This window comes from Paenibacillus sp. RS8 (assembly GCF_041956825.1).
Classification (GTDB): Bacteria; Bacillota; Bacilli; order Paenibacillales; family Paenibacillaceae; genus Paenibacillus_AQ.
The window spans coordinates 2,624,828-2,642,480 of sequence record NZ_CP168131.1; the positions used below are offsets into that span (position 1 = coordinate 2,624,828).

The 17,653-nt window shown below is 43.3% G+C and carries 16 protein-coding genes and 1 pseudogene; 11 read left to right on the top strand and 6 right to left on the bottom strand.

The features are described 5' to 3' along the window. Positions 1-367: 367 nt before the first annotated feature. From ACDZ28_RS13035 to ACDZ28_RS13050, 4 genes and pseudogenes are all read left to right on the top strand, one after another. The gene (locus tag ACDZ28_RS13035; protein WP_375104878.1) at positions 368-1,171 is read left to right on the top strand and encodes a nucleotidyltransferase domain-containing protein; all 804 of its coding nucleotides are present in this window, start codon (positions 368-370) and stop codon (positions 1,169-1,171) included. A gap of 140 nt (positions 1,172-1,311) precedes the next feature. After that, positions 1,312-1,679 (top strand): annotated as a pseudogene (locus tag ACDZ28_RS13040) (hypothetical protein). Between the two features lie 30 nt (positions 1,680-1,709). Then, positions 1,710-2,264 carry an RNA 2'-phosphotransferase gene (locus tag ACDZ28_RS13045; RefSeq protein WP_375104879.1) on the top strand — a complete coding sequence of 185 codons (555 nt, stop codon included), beginning with the start codon at positions 1,710-1,712 and terminating at the stop codon, positions 2,262-2,264. A gap of 38 nt (positions 2,265-2,302) precedes the next feature. After that, entirely contained in the window at positions 2,303-2,824 is a 522-nt protein-coding gene (locus tag ACDZ28_RS13050) for a mismatch-specific DNA-glycosylase (protein WP_375104880.1), read from the top strand. Positions 2,825-3,223: 399 nt separating this feature from the next. Here ACDZ28_RS13050 and ACDZ28_RS13055 read toward each other — a convergent pair whose 3' ends face one another. Further along, on the bottom strand, positions 3,224-4,159 hold the full coding sequence (locus tag ACDZ28_RS13055) for an MraY family glycosyltransferase (protein WP_042124401.1): 936 nt from the start codon (positions 4,157-4,159) through the stop codon (positions 3,224-3,226). A gap of 169 nt (positions 4,160-4,328) precedes the next feature. On the opposite strand from ACDZ28_RS13055, the gene ACDZ28_RS13060 reads away from it, so the two are divergent. Further along, the gene (locus ACDZ28_RS13060) at positions 4,329-5,027 is read left to right on the top strand and encodes a YjjG family noncanonical pyrimidine nucleotidase (protein ID WP_375104881.1); all 699 of its coding nucleotides are present in this window, start codon (positions 4,329-4,331) and stop codon (positions 5,025-5,027) included. A gap of 61 nt (positions 5,028-5,088) precedes the next feature. Here ACDZ28_RS13060 and ACDZ28_RS13065 read toward each other — a convergent pair whose 3' ends face one another. After that, on the bottom strand, positions 5,089-6,066 hold the full coding sequence (locus ACDZ28_RS13065; RefSeq protein ID WP_375104882.1) for a ring-cleaving dioxygenase: 978 nt from the start codon (positions 6,064-6,066) through the stop codon (positions 5,089-5,091). A gap of 166 nt (positions 6,067-6,232) precedes the next feature. Between ACDZ28_RS13065 and ACDZ28_RS13070 the strand changes: the two genes are divergently transcribed. The 3 genes from ACDZ28_RS13070 (at position 6,233) to ACDZ28_RS13080 (ending at position 9,358) form a co-directional block, all read left to right on the top strand. After that, positions 6,233-7,039, top strand: a complete 807-nt coding sequence (locus ACDZ28_RS13070) for an AAC(3) family N-acetyltransferase (RefSeq protein ID WP_076119854.1) — start codon at positions 6,233-6,235, stop codon at positions 7,037-7,039. 96 nt (positions 7,040-7,135) lie between these two features. Further along, the gene (locus ACDZ28_RS13075; RefSeq protein ID WP_042124406.1) at positions 7,136-8,068 is read left to right on the top strand and encodes a manganese-dependent inorganic pyrophosphatase; all 933 of its coding nucleotides are present in this window, start codon (positions 7,136-7,138) and stop codon (positions 8,066-8,068) included. Between the two features lie 183 nt (positions 8,069-8,251). Beyond that, positions 8,252-9,358: a Glu/Leu/Phe/Val dehydrogenase gene (locus ACDZ28_RS13080; protein ID WP_042124408.1), complete on the top strand. Its 1,107-nt coding sequence runs from the start codon at positions 8,252-8,254 to the stop codon at positions 9,356-9,358. A 234-nt stretch (positions 9,359-9,592) separates the two neighbouring features. Here ACDZ28_RS13080 and ACDZ28_RS13085 read toward each other — a convergent pair whose 3' ends face one another. Next, entirely contained in the window at positions 9,593-10,276 is a 684-nt protein-coding gene (locus ACDZ28_RS13085) for a peptidylprolyl isomerase (RefSeq protein ID WP_375105346.1), read from the bottom strand. A gap of 204 nt (positions 10,277-10,480) precedes the next feature. Between ACDZ28_RS13085 and ACDZ28_RS13090 the strand changes: the two genes are divergently transcribed. Further along, positions 10,481-11,686, top strand: a complete 1,206-nt coding sequence (locus ACDZ28_RS13090) for an MFS transporter (protein ID WP_042124410.1) — start codon at positions 10,481-10,483, stop codon at positions 11,684-11,686. Between the two features lie 94 nt (positions 11,687-11,780). On the opposite strand, the gene ACDZ28_RS13095 is transcribed toward ACDZ28_RS13090, so the two are convergent. Next, complete coding sequence (locus ACDZ28_RS13095; RefSeq protein ID WP_375104883.1) at positions 11,781-12,185, bottom strand: hypothetical protein; 405 nt, start codon at positions 12,183-12,185, stop codon at positions 11,781-11,783. Positions 12,186-12,409: 224 nt separating this feature from the next. Here ACDZ28_RS13095 and ACDZ28_RS13100 point away from each other — a divergent pair, with 224 nt between their 5' ends. Beyond that, a complete protein-coding gene (locus ACDZ28_RS13100; protein WP_375104884.1) occupies positions 12,410-14,308 on the top strand; it encodes an ATP-binding protein in 1,899 nt (632 codons plus the stop codon). Between the two features lie 104 nt (positions 14,309-14,412). After that, a complete protein-coding gene (locus ACDZ28_RS13105) occupies positions 14,413-16,332 on the top strand; it encodes an ATP-binding protein (protein WP_375104885.1) in 1,920 nt (639 codons plus the stop codon). Positions 16,333-16,348: 16 nt separating this feature from the next. Here ACDZ28_RS13105 and ACDZ28_RS13110 read toward each other — a convergent pair whose 3' ends face one another. Together ACDZ28_RS13110 and ACDZ28_RS13115 are read right to left on the bottom strand one after the other, a co-directional pair. After that, positions 16,349-16,588 carry an NHLP leader peptide family RiPP precursor gene (locus tag ACDZ28_RS13110; protein ID WP_170880314.1) on the bottom strand — a complete coding sequence of 80 codons (240 nt, stop codon included), beginning with the start codon at positions 16,586-16,588 and terminating at the stop codon, positions 16,349-16,351. 94 nt (positions 16,589-16,682) lie between these two features. Beyond that, positions 16,683-17,618 carry a hypothetical protein gene (locus ACDZ28_RS13115; protein ID WP_375104886.1) on the bottom strand — a complete coding sequence of 312 codons (936 nt, stop codon included), beginning with the start codon at positions 17,616-17,618 and terminating at the stop codon, positions 16,683-16,685. Positions 17,619-17,653 lie beyond the last annotated feature (35 nt).

Here is a 17,653-nt window from a genome sequence, read left to right on the forward strand (position 1 = left end):
TAGTGGTAGGTAGAAGACTACAGAGAAAAGACTACTGGTTGACAGAAACTGGATAGTTAGATTATGCTTTTGGAGATGTGTTAGGTAATAAATGGAACTGAGTGTATACAAAATGATCAGGGGGTAAGGACAGATGAATGAGAATATGAATAATCAGCTTTCGTTTTCGTATAATGTTTTCTCATATGTTCGTCCATCTCTCACCTTGGCTTACAGGTCAACCTCAGAACCAGTGTATTCATTTCCGGTTAAATAACATTTCATTATTACCCGGTAAATATAACTGTAATCAGGTTGAAGCCCGACCATGGACGATGGAGTCCGTGGTCTTTTTTGCATATTCAGAAGTTAAAAGGGAGGAATTAAGATGAAGGGAATTCATCAATCGGTCATTCAGCAGCTTCGGACTATCGAATCTGAAGAAAATGTTCGCATTCTGTATGCGTGTGAATCGGGTAGCCGGGCCTGGGGGTTTCCATCCAAGGATAGTGATTATGATGTTAGATTCCTATACATACGGAGACCTGAGGCGTATTTATCCATTTTTGAGCACAGAGATGTAATAGAGCGGCCGATCAGTGAGATGCTTGATATTAACGGTTGGGACTTGAAGAAGGGGCTTAATCTATTTCGTAAATCTAATCCGCCTCTGTTGGAATGGTTAGAGTCTCCTATCCGCTATGAAGAGAAATACGCTGTAGCCGAAAAGATCCGTGCGCTCTCACCACAAAGCTTTTCGCCAAAATCATGTATTTACCACTATTTGAACATGGCGCGGGGAAATTACCGGGATTATCTGCAAGGCAGTGAGGTTAAGATTAAGAAATATTTTTACGTATTAAGACCACTCTTAGCATGCGCTTGGATTGAAAAATATAACGAAGTGCCACCACTCGATTTTAACATTCTTGTACAGGATCTGATTCCGCATGGTTCTGAATTACAGGAAACCGTACAGAACCTGTTATCTCGCAAAATGTCAGGTGAGGAACTAAATCTGGAGCCGCGCTTGGATGTAATCAACATGTACTTGGAGGAACGAATTGTTCATTACGAGGCGGTTGCTTCTGCTTTTGAACAGAGCGTAGGTGTTATGGATGAAGCGTTAGATGACTTGTTCCGATCAGCACTGATAGAGGTCTGGGGGGAAACGGGGCAGTGGAGCTGGTAAATCAGAATTTCAATAATTGTTAATTAAGGAGAGGTGAAGTTTATGCATTTGATCATCAAGGCGACAGGTGCAGGTTGTTAAGACAATGATTGAGGAGAAAAAACATATGGTCAGCCGGGCCATCCTATTGTTATTCCGAGATGAAGAGACCGCGATTCTATGTGGGCAGACCGACGCTAGGCACGATTTATACACGTACAGGCCGAGCTTTTTTTGATAGGGATACTGAATCGGAAGTGTTACGCAGGATGAACGAAGATCTCGTACGGCGAATTATTTTGCGAACAATAACACCGATTTGCTGCTCCTAGACGCGGAGATCGTACCGTGTAACTTGAAAGCACGCGAGCTGATTTCCTCCCAAAATGCCCATGTCGCTGAAGCTGCTTTACTAGATCGGGAACATCTATTGGGAAAGCTGCGTGAGGCTGAAAGATCAGGGCGAGATGTTACCTCGTGGATAATGGAAATGGAGGAGAAGCTCCGGAATGCGGCTGTAGAAGAATAGAAATGAGTTGTGAATAGAGGTGGTAATATAATGTTGAGCAACGCTACAGAAATGTCGTTAAGCAAATTTATGACTAAATTGCTCCGGCATACTCCAGAGCAGTATGGCCTTATTTTGGACCCTGAGGATGGTTCCTGTACGTTAGACGAATTGCTGTCCGTGCTTGTGAAGTCTCCTAGATGGTCTGAGGTAACTGTGGGAGATATTCGGCAAGTGGTTGCAGGCTGTGAGAAGCAACGGATTGAAATTGAAGGTGAACGAATCAAAGCGCGGTATGGGCATAGCCATACGAAAATCACTTATGAGCCGGGGACTCCTCCACCTACGCTATATCACGGTACCCACTCTGGTGCGCTTCCTGTCATTATGGAGGAAGGACTCCGACCAATGGGACGGCAGTATGTTCATTTGTCCGAGGGGACACATTTTGCCAGTCTGGCTGGAAGTCGTAGAGGGAAATTGATTTTGCTGACTGTTGATACGATTAGCGCTGGTCAAATGGGTGTAACCTTTTATTATGCAGGTAATGAGGTCTGGTTGGCGGCACCAGTTCCGCCTTCCTGTCTTAGTATTTACACCCAATAGGGAAATAAGAGCGTTGTTTTGGTAGGAGGTAAAATCACATGGATGAAATTCCAGATCATTTAGATCACGGACTACAGATCGTATTTATAGGTTTTAACCCGAGTATCCGCTCAGGTGAATTGGGGCATCACTACGCAAATCCGCGTAATAATTTCTGGAGAATCTTGCAGCAGTCGGGACTTACGCCTCGGTTGTACGACGCTTCTGAGGACGGGGAGCTGCTTAAGCTGGGTTATGGTTTTACGAACATTGTTGCTAGGCCTACACGCGGAATCGATGATATTACTCGTGAGGAATATAATGAGGGCCGCGAATTGCTTCGCTCCAAGCTGGAGTTATATCGCCCACAGGTGGCTTGCTTCGTTGGAAAAGGTGTATATACAGAGTTTAGCCGGAGAAAAAAAGTCGATTGGGGATTCCAGGGAGATGTGTCTCCTACGGTAGATGGTGTACGTGAATTCGTCGCCCCCTCTTCCAGTGGATTGGTTAGAATGCCGATGGATGAGATCATTCGCATTTACAGTAGATTGGCTGAGTTTACGCAAGAAAGTGACATCTGAGATGATGTGATGTGTTTGGATGCGTAGGCAGGGAGTTAAATTTGGGATATGAGTAGATACACTGAGTAGAACATTGATTAGTGAACTAAGTGGAGGTTCGATTAGTGGAATCATTGAATTGAGAATTTGCGAGTGTAGCTAACGGACTCAGGTGTCGTTATTGGAAGGGAATCGTCGACGAATAACGCTTCCTGGGTCAGACAGCCCCAAGGTTAGTTAGATCGGCGTACGCACCACAGCCCAACTTAGATCCCGAGGACCATAATAATCCGGATTCTTCAAGTAGCTTCAAACAAGAAACGAGCAAGTCTCCATACTGGAAACTTGCTCGTTTTTATTCCTTCAATGGCCTTCTTGATGATACTTTGTTTATAACGATATTCCTTCGCTAACAATACATCAAGTCTCGATCAACAACAGAATGATAGAGGATAGGGATAGACAAACGCTGATCAAGCATAACACGGCAACGACTTGCTTCTGGCTCAGACCTGCACGGAGCAGGCGGTAATGAGCCTGGGTAGCATCAGCCTGATAAATAGACTTGCCTTGGATAAAGCGCTTGACGACGACGAAAATATTGTCGAAGATCGGAACGCCCAGCGCCAGAATCGGGATGAATAGCGACAGGGCTGTGGCTTGCTTAAACGCGCCGTCGAGTGCTATTACCGCAAGAATAAAACCGAGGAAGGTTGCCCCGGCGTCGCCCATAAAGATTTTGGCAGGCGGTTTATTATAGCGTAGATAAGCAATGGTAACGCCGACGAGTGCAATCGCCATAATCGCAGAAGAGGATTGCCCCTTAGTTAATGCGACAATAAATAGTGTTATAGCTGAAATAGCCGTCAAAGCACCAGCCAAACCATCCATGCCGTCCGAGAAATTAATGACAGTGGTTACGCCAAAGATCCAGATAATCGTCAGCAGAAACTGTAATACTACGGGTAGAACGATATAATCCCCTGAGAAGGGGTTGTAGAAGCCTGTAAATGCGTTGCCAGAAAGATATACAAGGACAGCCGCACTAACCTGAACAATCATTTTTGGCAGTGCCGGGAAATCTTTACCTTTTGTTTTGTACCAGTCATCTATGGTACCTATGGTTAGCAGCAGCACGCCTCCTGCAAACAGTGCGACGGTCTCCATGGAGAATTCACGGGCAAATACCAGATAAGTGATAAAGAATCCGATGAATATGGCGTAACTGGCCGTTAGCGGTATAGGTTCTCTATGGATTTTACGCTCAACGTCTTGACGGGGCTTGTCCACAAAATCAAGCCGGAAAGCCAGTCTGCCGAGCGGCGGAATTAGAAAGTATACGATAGAAAAAGACATTAGAAACGATAAAACGTATAATATGACGCTCACCACCGTTTTCTTTTTAAAATAACACAGTTCGCTTAAAACTACCTTAAAAAAGTAAATTTTTGTCGTCTGGCTGATAAGTTGACTTGATTGTATCACTGTAGTACCTTTTTGAGAAAAGAGTTTTGGGGGATATTGTATGAAATACGACGTTATTTTATTCGATGCTGATGATACACTGTTTGATTACGGAATGGCAGAAAGCCACGCACTATCTAACGCATTCTTACACTTTGGTTTGCCAACAGGTGCTGAGGACTATGCTGCCAGTTATCAGGAGATCAACCATGCGCTGTGGCGGGATTTGGAGCAAGGGAAGATTAGTTCGGCGGCATTACGTGTGGAACGGTTCAATCGGTTATTTGCTGCAAATGCGCTGGAGCTGAATCCTGAGGCTTTTAGTGAAGCCTATCTACGTTTCTTAGGCGAGGGAACTTTTCTGATTCAGGGAGCGATTGAGCTGTGCGGGGAACTTGCGGACTGCCGATTAGCAATCATCACGAACGGAATTAAAGAAGTGCAAACCTCCAGAATTCAAGGTTCGCCGCTTAGTGAAACATTTGAGCAGATCATTATTTCTGAGGAGGCTGGCTGTCAGAAGCCGGAGACAGGGATTTTTGATTATGCTTTTGCTAAATTGGGGATTTCGGATAAGGAAAAAGTGCTGATTGTTGGTGACTCCTTAACCTCTGATATCCAAGGCGGAATCAATTATGGGATCGATACTTGCTGGTTTAACCCGTTGGGTAAAGAGAACACATCGGCTGTTCAACCGAAATATGAAATTCGAGATCTGTCGGAGCTATTAGACATTGTAGGGAAGATGGCTAATCATTAATGAAAAATAAGGTGTGAGCGCATAAGCGACTCACACCTTTTGTTAAACGAACTGAAGAATCTTACTGCCGAGTATTCAGCGGTTTAAGATAAGCTTCGATTTGCTCACGTTTGGATTCAAGAAAAGGTGGCAAGGCAAGGGATTCGCCAAGGCTTTCCATCGGTTCATCAGTAGCAAAACCAGGTCCGTCAGTAGCCAGTTCAAAAAGAATACCGTTAGGCTCACGGAAATAAAGGGAGCGGAAGTAGAAACGATCCACGAATCCGGAGTTAGGAAGCTGAGCTGTGCGTATATGTTCGACCCATTGCTTCAATTCCTCCTCATTATCCACGCGGAATGCGACATGGTGCACACCACCTCGTCCTAAATGCTCCTGATCTAGATCATTACGTTCCTCCAGGTGAACTTCTGCGCCCGATCCGCCTTCTCCAGTCTCGAATACGAGCACATCTGGCTGGCCCGCTACGCTTGAAGGATAAGTGCCTTTGCGGCGGAAGCCAAGCAATTGCTCCAGTACAACCGCTGTATGCTCTGCACTTTCAACAGTAAGATGTGCGGGACCTAGACCGATAATCCCGTACTCAGCAGGTACTGGGCTTTTGGCCCAAGGCGTTCCGCCGGCTACACCGTAATCATTTTCGTCAGATACGAGAATGAAACGTTGCCCTTCGTGATCGCGGAAGGATAAAGTCTGGCGACCGCCGAGTGTTTGAATCGTTCCGTGCTCTACGTTAAGCTCAGTGAAGCGTTGCTCCCAATAGGTAAGTGCGGCATCGCTCGGTACTCGAAGAGAGAGCGCGGAGATGCTGTTATTACCTTCACGGTTGCGACCCGTCATCGGGAGTTCGAAGAAAGTTAATTCGGTTCCGGGATTACCCTTCTCATCACCATAGAATAAATGGTACACTGAAATATCATCCTGATTTACTGTCTTTTTAATGAGACGCAGTCCAAGGATTTCGGTGTAGAACTTGAAGTTTTCCTGCGCTTTGCCTGTAATTGCGGATACGTGGTGCAGTCCTTTTAATGTTAAAGTCATGTGAAATTACCTCCGTGTAAATGCTGAATGTGAGCAAGTTATATTGTGATCGTTCAATAATTAGTGAATATTATTAAGTTACTATAATTTTAATAGTAAATTAAAACAATTGCAAGTTTATATTTATGAATCGCAAAATCTAATCCATACATAAGGAGAGCGTACAATGCACACAACAACTAGCTTGATGAAACAATTGCAGGAGCTGAAGCTTGATCCACACGGAACCATTCTGGTCCACTCTTCATTAAAAAGCGTTGGCGAAGTAGATGGAGGTGCGAACACAGTACTGGATGTACTCAGTGAATATATGAAGGACGGACTGCTCGTATTGCCAACTCATACATGGGCTTATATTAATGCGGATAATCCGCGGTTCTCAGTTCTAGATTCCCCATCTTGTGTAGGTATATTACCGGAACTGTTTCGTAAACGTCCTGATGTCATTCGCTCTTGGCATCCGACACATTCTGTAGCGGCTTTAGGTGCAGATGCTGAGCAGTTCACTACGGGGGATGAACGCTGGGATACGCCGTGTGCCCGTGGCTCAGCATGGGGCAAGCTGCTTGATCGGAAGGCGGAAATTGTACTGCTGGGCGTTGATCTGCGGCGGAATACGTTCATTCATGGCATTGAAGAGTGGGTCGATATTCCAGGTAGAATGACGGATAGTCATGAGGAGTTATACACGGTGACACCGGATGGAGATGAAATCATGGTGCCTTCCCGCAGACATTGTGGTCTCTCTTGGTCGGAGCATTTTTGGAAAGTGGAACGCGAGCTTGAGGAAGGTGGTGCCATGCGAAAGGGGAAATTTGGAGATGCGCTGGTTAGGGTATGCGGGACGGTAGAAACTACGAATATTCTGAGTCAGATGTTGAAGGAAAATCCAGATCTTTTCTCGGACAATGAACCGCTGCATGGTGAAACCAAACCAGATCCGCTTCCAAAGACTAGACGTGAACAGCCTTAGAATGGCCATAAAGCATTTTTTCAAACTGGACAATCTGGAAGCCGCTATCAATGTATGGTATATTAATCTCACTAAAACATAGTAAGGAGATTGGAAATGGAAAAAACTTTGGTTTTTGGACACAAAAATCCGGATACGGATACCATTTGTTCTGCAATTGCTTATGCTGCACTCAAAAAGGAATTGGGTTGGGATGCTGAGGCCGTTCGTCTGGGCGACGTTAGTGGTGAAACGCAATTTGCGCTTGATCATTTCGGAGTCGCTGCTCCTCGTCTGGTAGAGAACGTTGCTGGTGAAGCCAATCAGGTTATTCTTGTTGACCATAACGAACGCCAACAAAGTGCGAATGACATTGATCAAGTACGTGTGGTTGAAGTTATCGACCATCACCGGATCGCAAACTTTGAAACTGCACATCCGTTGTACTATCGTGCTGAGCCAGTAGGCTGTACAGCTACTATTCTTAACAAGTTGTATAAAGAAAACGGAGTTGCTATCCCTAAAGAAATCGCTGGATTGATGCTGTCTGCCATCATTTCCGATTCCTTGTTGTTTAAATCACCGACATGCACAGCGGAAGATGTAGCAGCAGCACGCGAGCTTGCTGAAATCGCTGGTGTAGATGCAGAAAGCTACGGTCTTGATATGTTGAAGGCTGGCGCTGACCTTAGCGACAAGAGTATCGCTCAACTGATTTCCTTGGATGCAAAGGAATTTAAAATGGGTGAATACAAAGTAGAAATCGCACAAGTAAACGCGGTGGATGTTAATGATGTTCTCTCCAAGCAAGCCGAACTGGAAACTGCACTTACTTCCATTATTGCTGAAAAAGAATTGGATCTGTTCCTGTTCGTAGTTACAGATATCCTCAATAACGATTCCGTAGGTCTGGCTCTGGGCCGTGTTGCAGGAGCAGTAGAACAGGCGTACAACGTGAAGCTTGATGACAATAAGGCACTTCTCAAAGGTGTAGTATCCCGCAAATCGCAAATCGTACCTGTTCTTACAGAAACCATTGCTAAGCTGTAACGCATGCTGACCCTTGCACTCTATTCTGTGCAGTAGCATTCATATAAGAGCCGCGTCATCCATTAGAAGTTATGAGGGTGACGCGGTTCTTTTTGTTTTACGACGCATTCTGCTACAATACTTTGAGAGGTAAGAGTAATCACCAACATGTGGAATATAACAAAAAGACAGGGGATATTAAGAATGGAATTGTTTGCAGCAATGGAGCGGGACGATTACGAAGAACTGTTGTTTTGTCAGGATAAAGCATCAGGGTTAAAGGCCATCATTGCCATTCATGACACAACACTGGGGCCCGCACTGGGTGGTACACGGATGTGGACCTACGCTACAGAAGAGGATGCAATTGTTGACGCACTTCGATTAGCAAAAGGAATGACATACAAAAATGCAGTATCGGGTCTGAACTTAGGCGGTGGGAAGACAGTAATCATAGGAGATCCCAAGAAGGATAAGAACGAAGCGATGTTCCGTGCTTTCGGAAGATACATACAGGGCTTGAATGGACGCTATATAACTGCCGAAGATGTTGGCACAACAGAAGAAGATATGAACATAATCTATCAGGAGACAGATTATGTTACAGGTACATCACCTACATACGGCTCCTCGGGCAATCCGTCACCAGCTACGGCTTATGGCGTATACCAAGGGATGAAGGCGGCGGCCAAAGCGGCATTTGGCAATGATTCACTCGAAGGGAAGACTGTCGCTGTTCAAGGCGTTGGAAATGTAGCTTTTTCACTCTGCAAGCACCTTCATGAAGAGGGCGCTCAGCTTATTGTAACCGATATTCATAAAGAAGCTGTGGCGCGCGCGGTAGAGGCTTATGGTGCTAAAGCCGTCGATCCCGCAGATATTATCAGTGCAGATTGTGATATTTATGCTCCATGCGCACTCGGAGCAACGATCAATGATGAGTCTCTTCGGGTAATTAAGGCGAAGGTGATCGCAGGTGCGGCCAACAATCAGTTAAAAGAGGCCTATCACGGCGATACTCTTCACGAAATGGGCATTGTGTATGCTCCTGACTATGTGATTAATGCCGGTGGCGTTATTAATATCGCGGATGAGTTGAACGGTTATAATAGGGAGCGTGCGTTTAAGCAGGTTTCGAAAATTTATGATAACATCACCCGCGTACTGGAAATCTCACGTCTAAATGGAATTCCAACTTCTGTCGCGGCAAATCAGCTTGCAGAGGAACGGATATCCTTATTAAGAAATACTCGTAGTACTTTCCTGCGTAACGGCCAACATGCTCTTAGCAGAAGATCACTACGGGGATAGGTCGCATAGGTACTTAAATTAGTCTTTCACATAAAAGCGCCATTGTCGTCCCTAAAGGACGGTAAGCTTATATTAAAAAAAACTCGGTAGTCCCTCCGAATCACGTTCCGGATGGGAGCATACCGAGTTTTTTTAATATAAGAATTTATAAGTTTCACGCTATATATTATCCTTATATTTTTTCTCGCATAAACGCTTACCGTCCGTTAAGGACGCCGAAGGCGTTTTTGCTCGTTATTGTACCTTTTGTGGTTCCGGGTAAGTGACGCCCAGTGTGTCGACGGTTACTTTCTTCATCACCGGTGGCTCTTCCGGACGATCTGAACTGTCTGTTTTCAAACCAACAATAGCTTTAACCACGTCCATGCCTTCGGTAACTTTACCAAAAGCAGCATAGCTTCCATCTAAACTTGGATACGCTGCATCCATAATAAAGAACTGGGAACCGGCAGAATCTGGAGCCTGTGATCTTGCCATGGACAGAACGCCCTCTGTATGCAACAAGTTATTAGTAAACCCGTTTCCGGAGAATTCTCCAGCGATACTATACCCTGGGCCACCCATACCTGTACCATCAGGGTCACCGCCCTGAATCATGAAGTCAGGAATTACTCTATGGAATATGGTGCCGTCATAAAATCCTTTTTGAATCAGTGAGATGAAATTGTTCACAGTATTAGGGGCAACTTCAGGATAAAGCTCGGCTTTGATGATGCCACCGTTATCCATCTCAATGGTCACTATGGGGTGGCTTGCTGTAGCTGAAGGAAGTCCTTCGTTAGCCCCGGAATTTGTCTCATTGCTTGTGTTATTTCCTGCTGCTCCGCTGCTGCTTCCATTATTACTGCTGGCATTGTTATTGGTAGGCTTATTCCCGCAACCCGCTGCAATAACCATCACCAGGCATAACATGACCATTAGGATAGCAGATCTTGCTCTTGTAGACTTCACTAATCAATCTCTCCTTTTTCTTGAATAATCTCGTAGGTACTTCTCATAATAACCTCTTTGTCCCTTTACATGCAAAGGTCAGTTGTGACTTGTGGGATTGGCACATTCTTAAAAGAGGTTTACAATAATAGGAATGTTTCCGCGAGAACATCAAGAAAGGATGTGTAGATCATGCGCTTTTCATGGAAACGGAACTTAATCGTGCTTTGGGTGGGTGTCTTTTTTTGTAGTACGGCGTATTCGATCTCTATTCCGTTCCTCTCTATTTTTTTGAGTGACGAGCTTGGGGTTACGAATCATTTGGAAATTTGGTCTGGGGTTAGTTTTGGCATAACCTTTCTAGCCAGCGCTTTAATTTCTCCCTACTGGGGTTCCCTCGCCGACAAATACGGTCGGAAGCCGATGCTTATTCGCTCGGGCTTTAGTTTGGCAGCCTTATATCTGATTAATTACTTCGTGCATGATCCTTATGTCTTTCTAATCGTGCGCGTACTGCAAGGGCTGCTCGCTGGATTTGTTCCCGCTGCGATTGCCATGGTGGCCACGAACACTCCTGAAGATAAGACAGGATACGCGCTGAGTATTATGTCTACGGCCGGAGCAACAGGTAGTATCATTGGTCCGTTGATCGGCGGTTTAGTGAGTTTTTACACTAGCAATCGGGTTGCTTTTTTATTCTCAGCAGGTATTGTGCTTGTTTCGGCACTTATCGCTACTTTCTTTGCTAAGGAGGAGAACTTTGATCGATCTGCTCCGAGATCCCATGTAAGTGATGATATCAAGGAAGCGAGAAGTAATCGCGCATTTATGACTTTGCTATTGTTGGCGGGGATTAGCACCTTTTCAGTTATGATTCTGGAGCCGCTTATTCCGATACATTTGCTAGACATGGGAATCGCCAAAAGCAGAGCCTCGCTTAGCTCAGGAATTGTATTCTCTGCTGTGGGTATTGCTACTGTGCTGATGGCTCCGCAGTGGGGTAGAATCGGAAGCCGTAAGGGCTTTGGAATGATCTTGTTCATTGGTTTAATTGGTGGAGGTATCGGTAATATTCTGCAGTTCTTTGTTACAGGTTATGTGGAATTCGCCGTTCTTCGTTTTGCTTATGGCTTGTTTTATGCCGGTGTACTTCCATCTGTAAATGCAATGATTGTACAAGTGATTGAGCCCGGATTTCGTGGACGTGCTTTTGGTCTCAATCAAGCGGCATCTCAACTCGCGACAATGGCCGGGCCTATTATAGGCGGCTTACTTGGGGCATTTATCCAGATTCGTTGGGTGTTTGTAATCAATGGGGTGATGCTGCTTGTAGCAGCGGTATTGGTGAAGACCCGCAAGCTGGATGCACAAATCGCAGCAGCACGTTCAGCAGAATAACCATAGTGCTTCAATAGTAACCCTTACTGAGGTCAGCACTTGTATTGAAAAACAAATAAAGCCGCCGGATTCTAGCCCGGCGGCTTTATTTATTCTAATCTCCATGTGATCCGTTTAAGAAGTCTGTTCCGGGCATGCCATCCACTGGCGGTGAAGCAGGATCGATGATGGATCCAGGATACACCTCATCTGCATCGGGAATATCCTCCAGTGGCGGATCCTCCTCTTCCATCTCTAGTAGCTCCTCGTCCTCAGCATCATCCATATCCCTGCTTGTTAGTCCTGCCGTTTCAGCAGCCAGGAATGCATCGGATTCCAGTAAGTCATTTCTTTCGAGTGTTTCCTCAGGTTGGTTTAAACCAATATCCGCCGCCAAATATTTATCGCCAACCAACACGGGGTCGGCATCTTCATTGACAACATCATCTACATCAATATCTGCTTGTATATAACGCTCATATACAAAATCGGCTTCAGTTTTATTAGGTGTATCTTCCATAGCCGTTCACTCCCTCAGTAGGATAAGATTTGGACTTCTCTTATGTATCTTTACCCGAATGCCTATGATCGAATCGTTTTACAAATAATCAGGGAATTAACGCTGATAAATAACGTCTTTTTTCGAGAAAATTTACAAGAATAGGCAGGAATAGTGCGAACGTTGTCGAAATTAAGAATCATATATGATCATTTAAACAACTAATGAATTACTGAGGTGCTACGATGAAGTTGCCAAAACCAAAGATAGCGGCTACTTTGCTATTATTTCTATTGCTAACAGCAATAGTGCCTTACGGTGCGGCGATAGTGAGTGCTGGATCATCAGACTCTGCGCTGCCGGGTTGGGAAATTAGATTTGGAAATACTGAAGTAGAGACTGTCGAAGAAGCTGTAGCAGCTTCAGATGATGAATGGATTCGCGTAACGCCTCAAGATAATAAACCAGAGACACCAAGAGGTGTATCCTCAGCGTGGCTCCGGTTTTCTTTGCCGCAATTAAGTGACAAATCAGCATTGTTCATTAATAAGATATATGGAAATAGCGTTAAGGCTTATCTGAATAACGCGTTAGTATACGATTCTGAGGATAAGTATAATTTCAACGGCAGCAAAATTCTAATTCCTCTATCCAAAGAAGATGGAGGGCAAAAACTATACATATGGACCCAGGGAGGAAGCAAGGATTTAGGGATTGAAGGCGAAATTAGAGTAGATCGTTATAGTACGTTGTTGTCCATTTATGTGAAGCAGGGCTTACTGGATATCATCATTGGGACGACGTTTATCTTTGTAGCTATTGTGCTCTTGATTTGCTCGCTATTCATGAGAAAAGGATTTTTTACAGACGGATTTTTACTGGTGCTAATTCTTTTATCCATTGGAGTAATAGTGGTTACGTATTCTTCGTTCTTGCCGATCGTCCTCGGTGATTATGGGAAAATCGTGCTTGTATTTTTTGATTTAGCTTTGTATACCTTATTACCATCCTTAACATTTTATTTTGAGAAAATTTTCGGTTCAGGGAAAAAACAAATCGTCACCCGATTCCGTAAATTTCAAATGGTTTATTCTATATTCTGTTTTTCTCTAATGGTTGTTAATATCCTTCTGTCGTATCAGCTGGAAGACTTTTATAGATTTATGACAACTAACGTTCTAGGCATCTTTATGATTTTGCAATTTATATTATTGGTAAGCTTGGCGTTTATTCATACTTATCGCGGTAATGCAGATGCCATTGTTTTCACTACAGGGTTTACTATATTTTCCTTTGTATCTCTTACTGAATTGGTCGTGTACTACATATCCAGAGAATCCTATCAATTATATTGGTGGAAGTGGGGGTTGATGTTTTTCGTATTATCTTTAATCGTCATTCTAGGGAGAAGGTTTACGAGAAACCATGAACAACTCGTTGAATATTCTCGTAGGCTTGAGAAGTTCAATAATGATTTGCAGCGCTCCGAGAAGATGGAGATTATTAGTGAATTAGCGGCTTCTGTAGCGCATGAGGTACGAAATCCCTTACAGGTGACCCGTGGTTTCCTTCAGATCCTAGGGGAACGGTCAGATCATAAGGAGAGGGAATATATGCAGATGGCCATCGCAGAACTGGATAGAGCCACGGTTATTATTTCAGACTTCCTTACCTTTGCTAAGCCGGGCTTGGAGACTATTGAAAGGCTTGATGTATCCGAAGAGTTACGCCATGTTTCTGGTATTCTCTCTCCGCTTGCCAATTTGCAAGGGGGACTGATTGAACTCAACCTACAGTCAGATCTCTGCGTAATTGGGTCATCTGCCAAATTCAAACAAGCCTTTATTAATATTATAAAAAATAGCATCGAAGCTTTGCAGGATAATGGACTGATTAGAGTTACAGCCTGGGAATCCGGAGCTCATGTAATGATCAGTGTACGTGATAACGGGGAAGGGATGAATGGCAGTGAACTAGCCCGATTGGGTGAGCCTTATTACTCTAATAAAACAAAAGGAACAGGGCTTGGACTTATGGTCACCTTCCGAATTATTGAAGCGATGGAAGGGACAACGGAGTTTCAAAGTGAGAAGGGGGAAGGAACGGAGATTATCATCAAGTTACCAAAGTATAGAAAAATTTAGGAGAAATTTATGATTATTCCGTTTTTTAGGAGGAAAGGGTAGTGTAGTGAGCGAAGTAGTACACACAGAATATTGTTTCTGAAACTTCCTTCTGAGGTGCCTATATGCGCTTGATGGTTAAAATACTCCACATTGTTATCATCCTTTCTTTCCTCTGGATAGGTTTAGATTCTATTATTGTATCGGCGGCAAACCCATATTCATCTCAAGAAATTACAAAGTGGCAAATGAAATGGGGGCCTGAAACAGGAAATACAGGAAAAGAGGTTCCGTGGAGTGAAGGCCAGCAAAGCTGGATGAACGTAGATTCTAAGAAGGGAATCCCAGATTTACCTTCAGGGGTATCCTCTTCTTGGACCCGTATTGCCTTACCTGATCTTACATATGTATCTCCTTCGGTGTATATCGATACTTTATATGCTCTTGATGTGAAGGTTTATGTGGAGGACCGTTTGATCTTCGAGGAAGATCGTAATTATATCAAGGATAATTATTCTTTGCTATTGCCTTTAAGTAAAGAAGATAACGGGAAAACACTATATATCTGGACAGCAACGATGCAAGACAGAATCGGAATTAAAGATAGTGTTGTGATTGGTGAACACAGTCAATTAATAAATAAATATATTGAGAATGGACTAAGCGATGTGATTCTGGGCTGCGCTTTTTTTCTGGTGGCCATCGTTCTATTTATAAGTGCCTTTTACATAAACAAAGAATATTTCTCCAGTGTTGCCTCATTAGCAGTGGTTATAGCGTCTACAGGCATCCTTTCATTAACCTACTCCCCCTTCATTTATACCTTTTACAGTAAATTGGGACCAATCAGCAATGTCTGCTTGGACTTAGCCCTTTTTTCACTTTTACCGGCCCTCACCTTTTTATTTGAAAAGTTATTCGGTTGCGGTAAGTTCAGTATCATTCAAAAATTCCGTAAATTTCAAGTCCTTTACTCCTCTTTTTGTTTCCTATGTCTTTTTATCAATCTCCTATCGAATAATCGTTATATTGAGTTCTATTATTTTGTTTCTACCACTATTATAGGGTTCATCTTCATCCTCCAATTCATTCTATTAATCGTATGTGTGGTTATGTTCTCGCTTAAAGGAAATAAAGATGCTGATGTTTTTGCTATTGGATTTGGGATCGCTGCGTTTACAGTAGTTGCAGAGCTACTATGGTATTACATCCAAAAAGGGAACTATGATTTGTTCTTGTGGAAGTGGGGGCTTGTTGTCTTCATTATTTCCTTGATCGTAATTCTGGAGCGAAGATTGGCCTATAGCCATCAACAGGTTGTTAATTATTCTAGAGAATTAGAGCGTTTCAACAATGAATTGGAGCGTTCAGAAAAAATGGAGATCATTAGCGAGCTTGCTGCATCCGTAGCCCATGAAGTGCGAAACCCACTACAAGTAACTCGAGGCTTCCTTCAGCTGATTAGCGAGAAGTCCGTTAACGAAGAACAAATTTATATGTCAATGGCCTTAAGCGAACTTGATCGCGCATCTAATATAATTACCGATTTCTTGACCTTTGCTAAACCGGAATTTGAGACGATCTCTAGCCTGAATTTATATGATGAATTTAAGCATATTGAGAGCATTATGCAGCCTCTTTGTCACATCAATGGAGGAAAGATGATTCTGGATGTATCCGGTCCATTATGGGTAAAAGGAAATTCCTCGAAGTTTAAACAGGCGTTCATCAACATTATCAAGAACAGCATTGAATCTTTCAGGGAGGAAGGGTTCATTTATATGTCGGTGTACGGCGAAGATGATAAAGTGATTATTCACATCAAAGACAATGGGGAGGGAATGGACGCTGATGTTCTGCACCGACTCGGAGAACCGTATTTCACGAAGAAAAATAAAGGAACAGGATTAGGCTTGATGGTCACCTTTCGTATCATAGAAGCTATGCATGGCGAAGTAAGATTTACAAGCAAAAAAGGAGTAGGAACCGAATCCATCACCATACTGCCATTGGCAGAAGCCCCGGATGATTCCTACTCCCTATGAGGTTAATCTTGCTGTCTTACCAAGAACCGCGTGGGGCTGCGGTTGCTTTCAATACATCTGATGATGGACTTGGTGGGATTACAAGATAGAATTCATTTGAACCTTCTTCAACGGCTTTCAAGGTAACGCTGTCGGGAATGATTACGCCTAGCGCTTCTTGGAGAGCTGCTTTTGGATCTGCGAGTAGTCTTTGCTTGAAACTTGGATCTTCCCATGCCTTTTGAATGACTTGATTTCTAAGAACTGCTTCTGACATAATAATCACCCTTTCCAAAATGTATATATTTACCTTAAATAATATAACATAGCAATTGTTCTAATACTATTCTTTTTTCTACAAAATAATAGAATTATTGTATATTTTTTGAAAGATAATAAAATAAGCCTCCACCTTGTAATAGCTGCTTTTCTGCTTCAATCGAATCAGAGATCTGTTGTAAGTTCGTCACTAGCATAGAATGAAATGCAAGAAGATGAGGTACATCTAAGCTGGAAGCTATCACTTTATGATGTGTATCCTGCGCTAATTCGGTATAGGTATGTAGTCCGCTTGCAGTGAATAGGAAAAATTCGACCTCATTCGATGTGAGTGAGGTTTCTTTATCAGTGGATAGATTACTCCGTGTAAGTGAGAGTATACAATTATAGCTGCCTTCTGCTAAATCTTCTTTCCAGTCTTCATAGTCGTCAAGCATTTGTAGGGTAAGTAGAACGGAGTCGATCATTTCCTCAGTCTGCGGTACAAGAGAATCTTTACCAGATAGAAGAAGGGCAGCAGTGCTGGATAATTTGAGCGGACTGGCTTTATAAGAGATTTTGATTCGATCGCTAAGAAAATAATCGCTGGTGGATTCATTACTAACACTGTCTGCCCATTGAGCAATATAGCGATTAAATGAAGTCCAGAAAGAGGAGTCATTCGGAAATAAACCTCTGTAGATATTCAAAAATTCAACATAGAGCAGGTTCGCCAAAGGTAGTCTTTCGTATGTAGAGGATTCTTTGCTATCCATCAGGTCATCTTGTATGAAAAAATATAGCATAAAGAAGACATTGCCCATCGACATTTGACGGGTAATTTCTGCTGAGAGTCCGCAGCCTTTCTGAAGCCAAAAGGGTAATAGATAACATATGTAATTTTTGTGGCTTTCCGCATTAAATACGTTAAAATGTTCAAGATAGGACATGCCTTGTGAATTTAGAGGCGCTGGAAATTCGGAGATGATCTTTTTGCTCTCTTGAAATACTAAGCGGAGTTCTTCTTCGTAATCATTTAGCCAATACATTGCATCCCTCCTCTAATGAAATTACAAAAACCTGG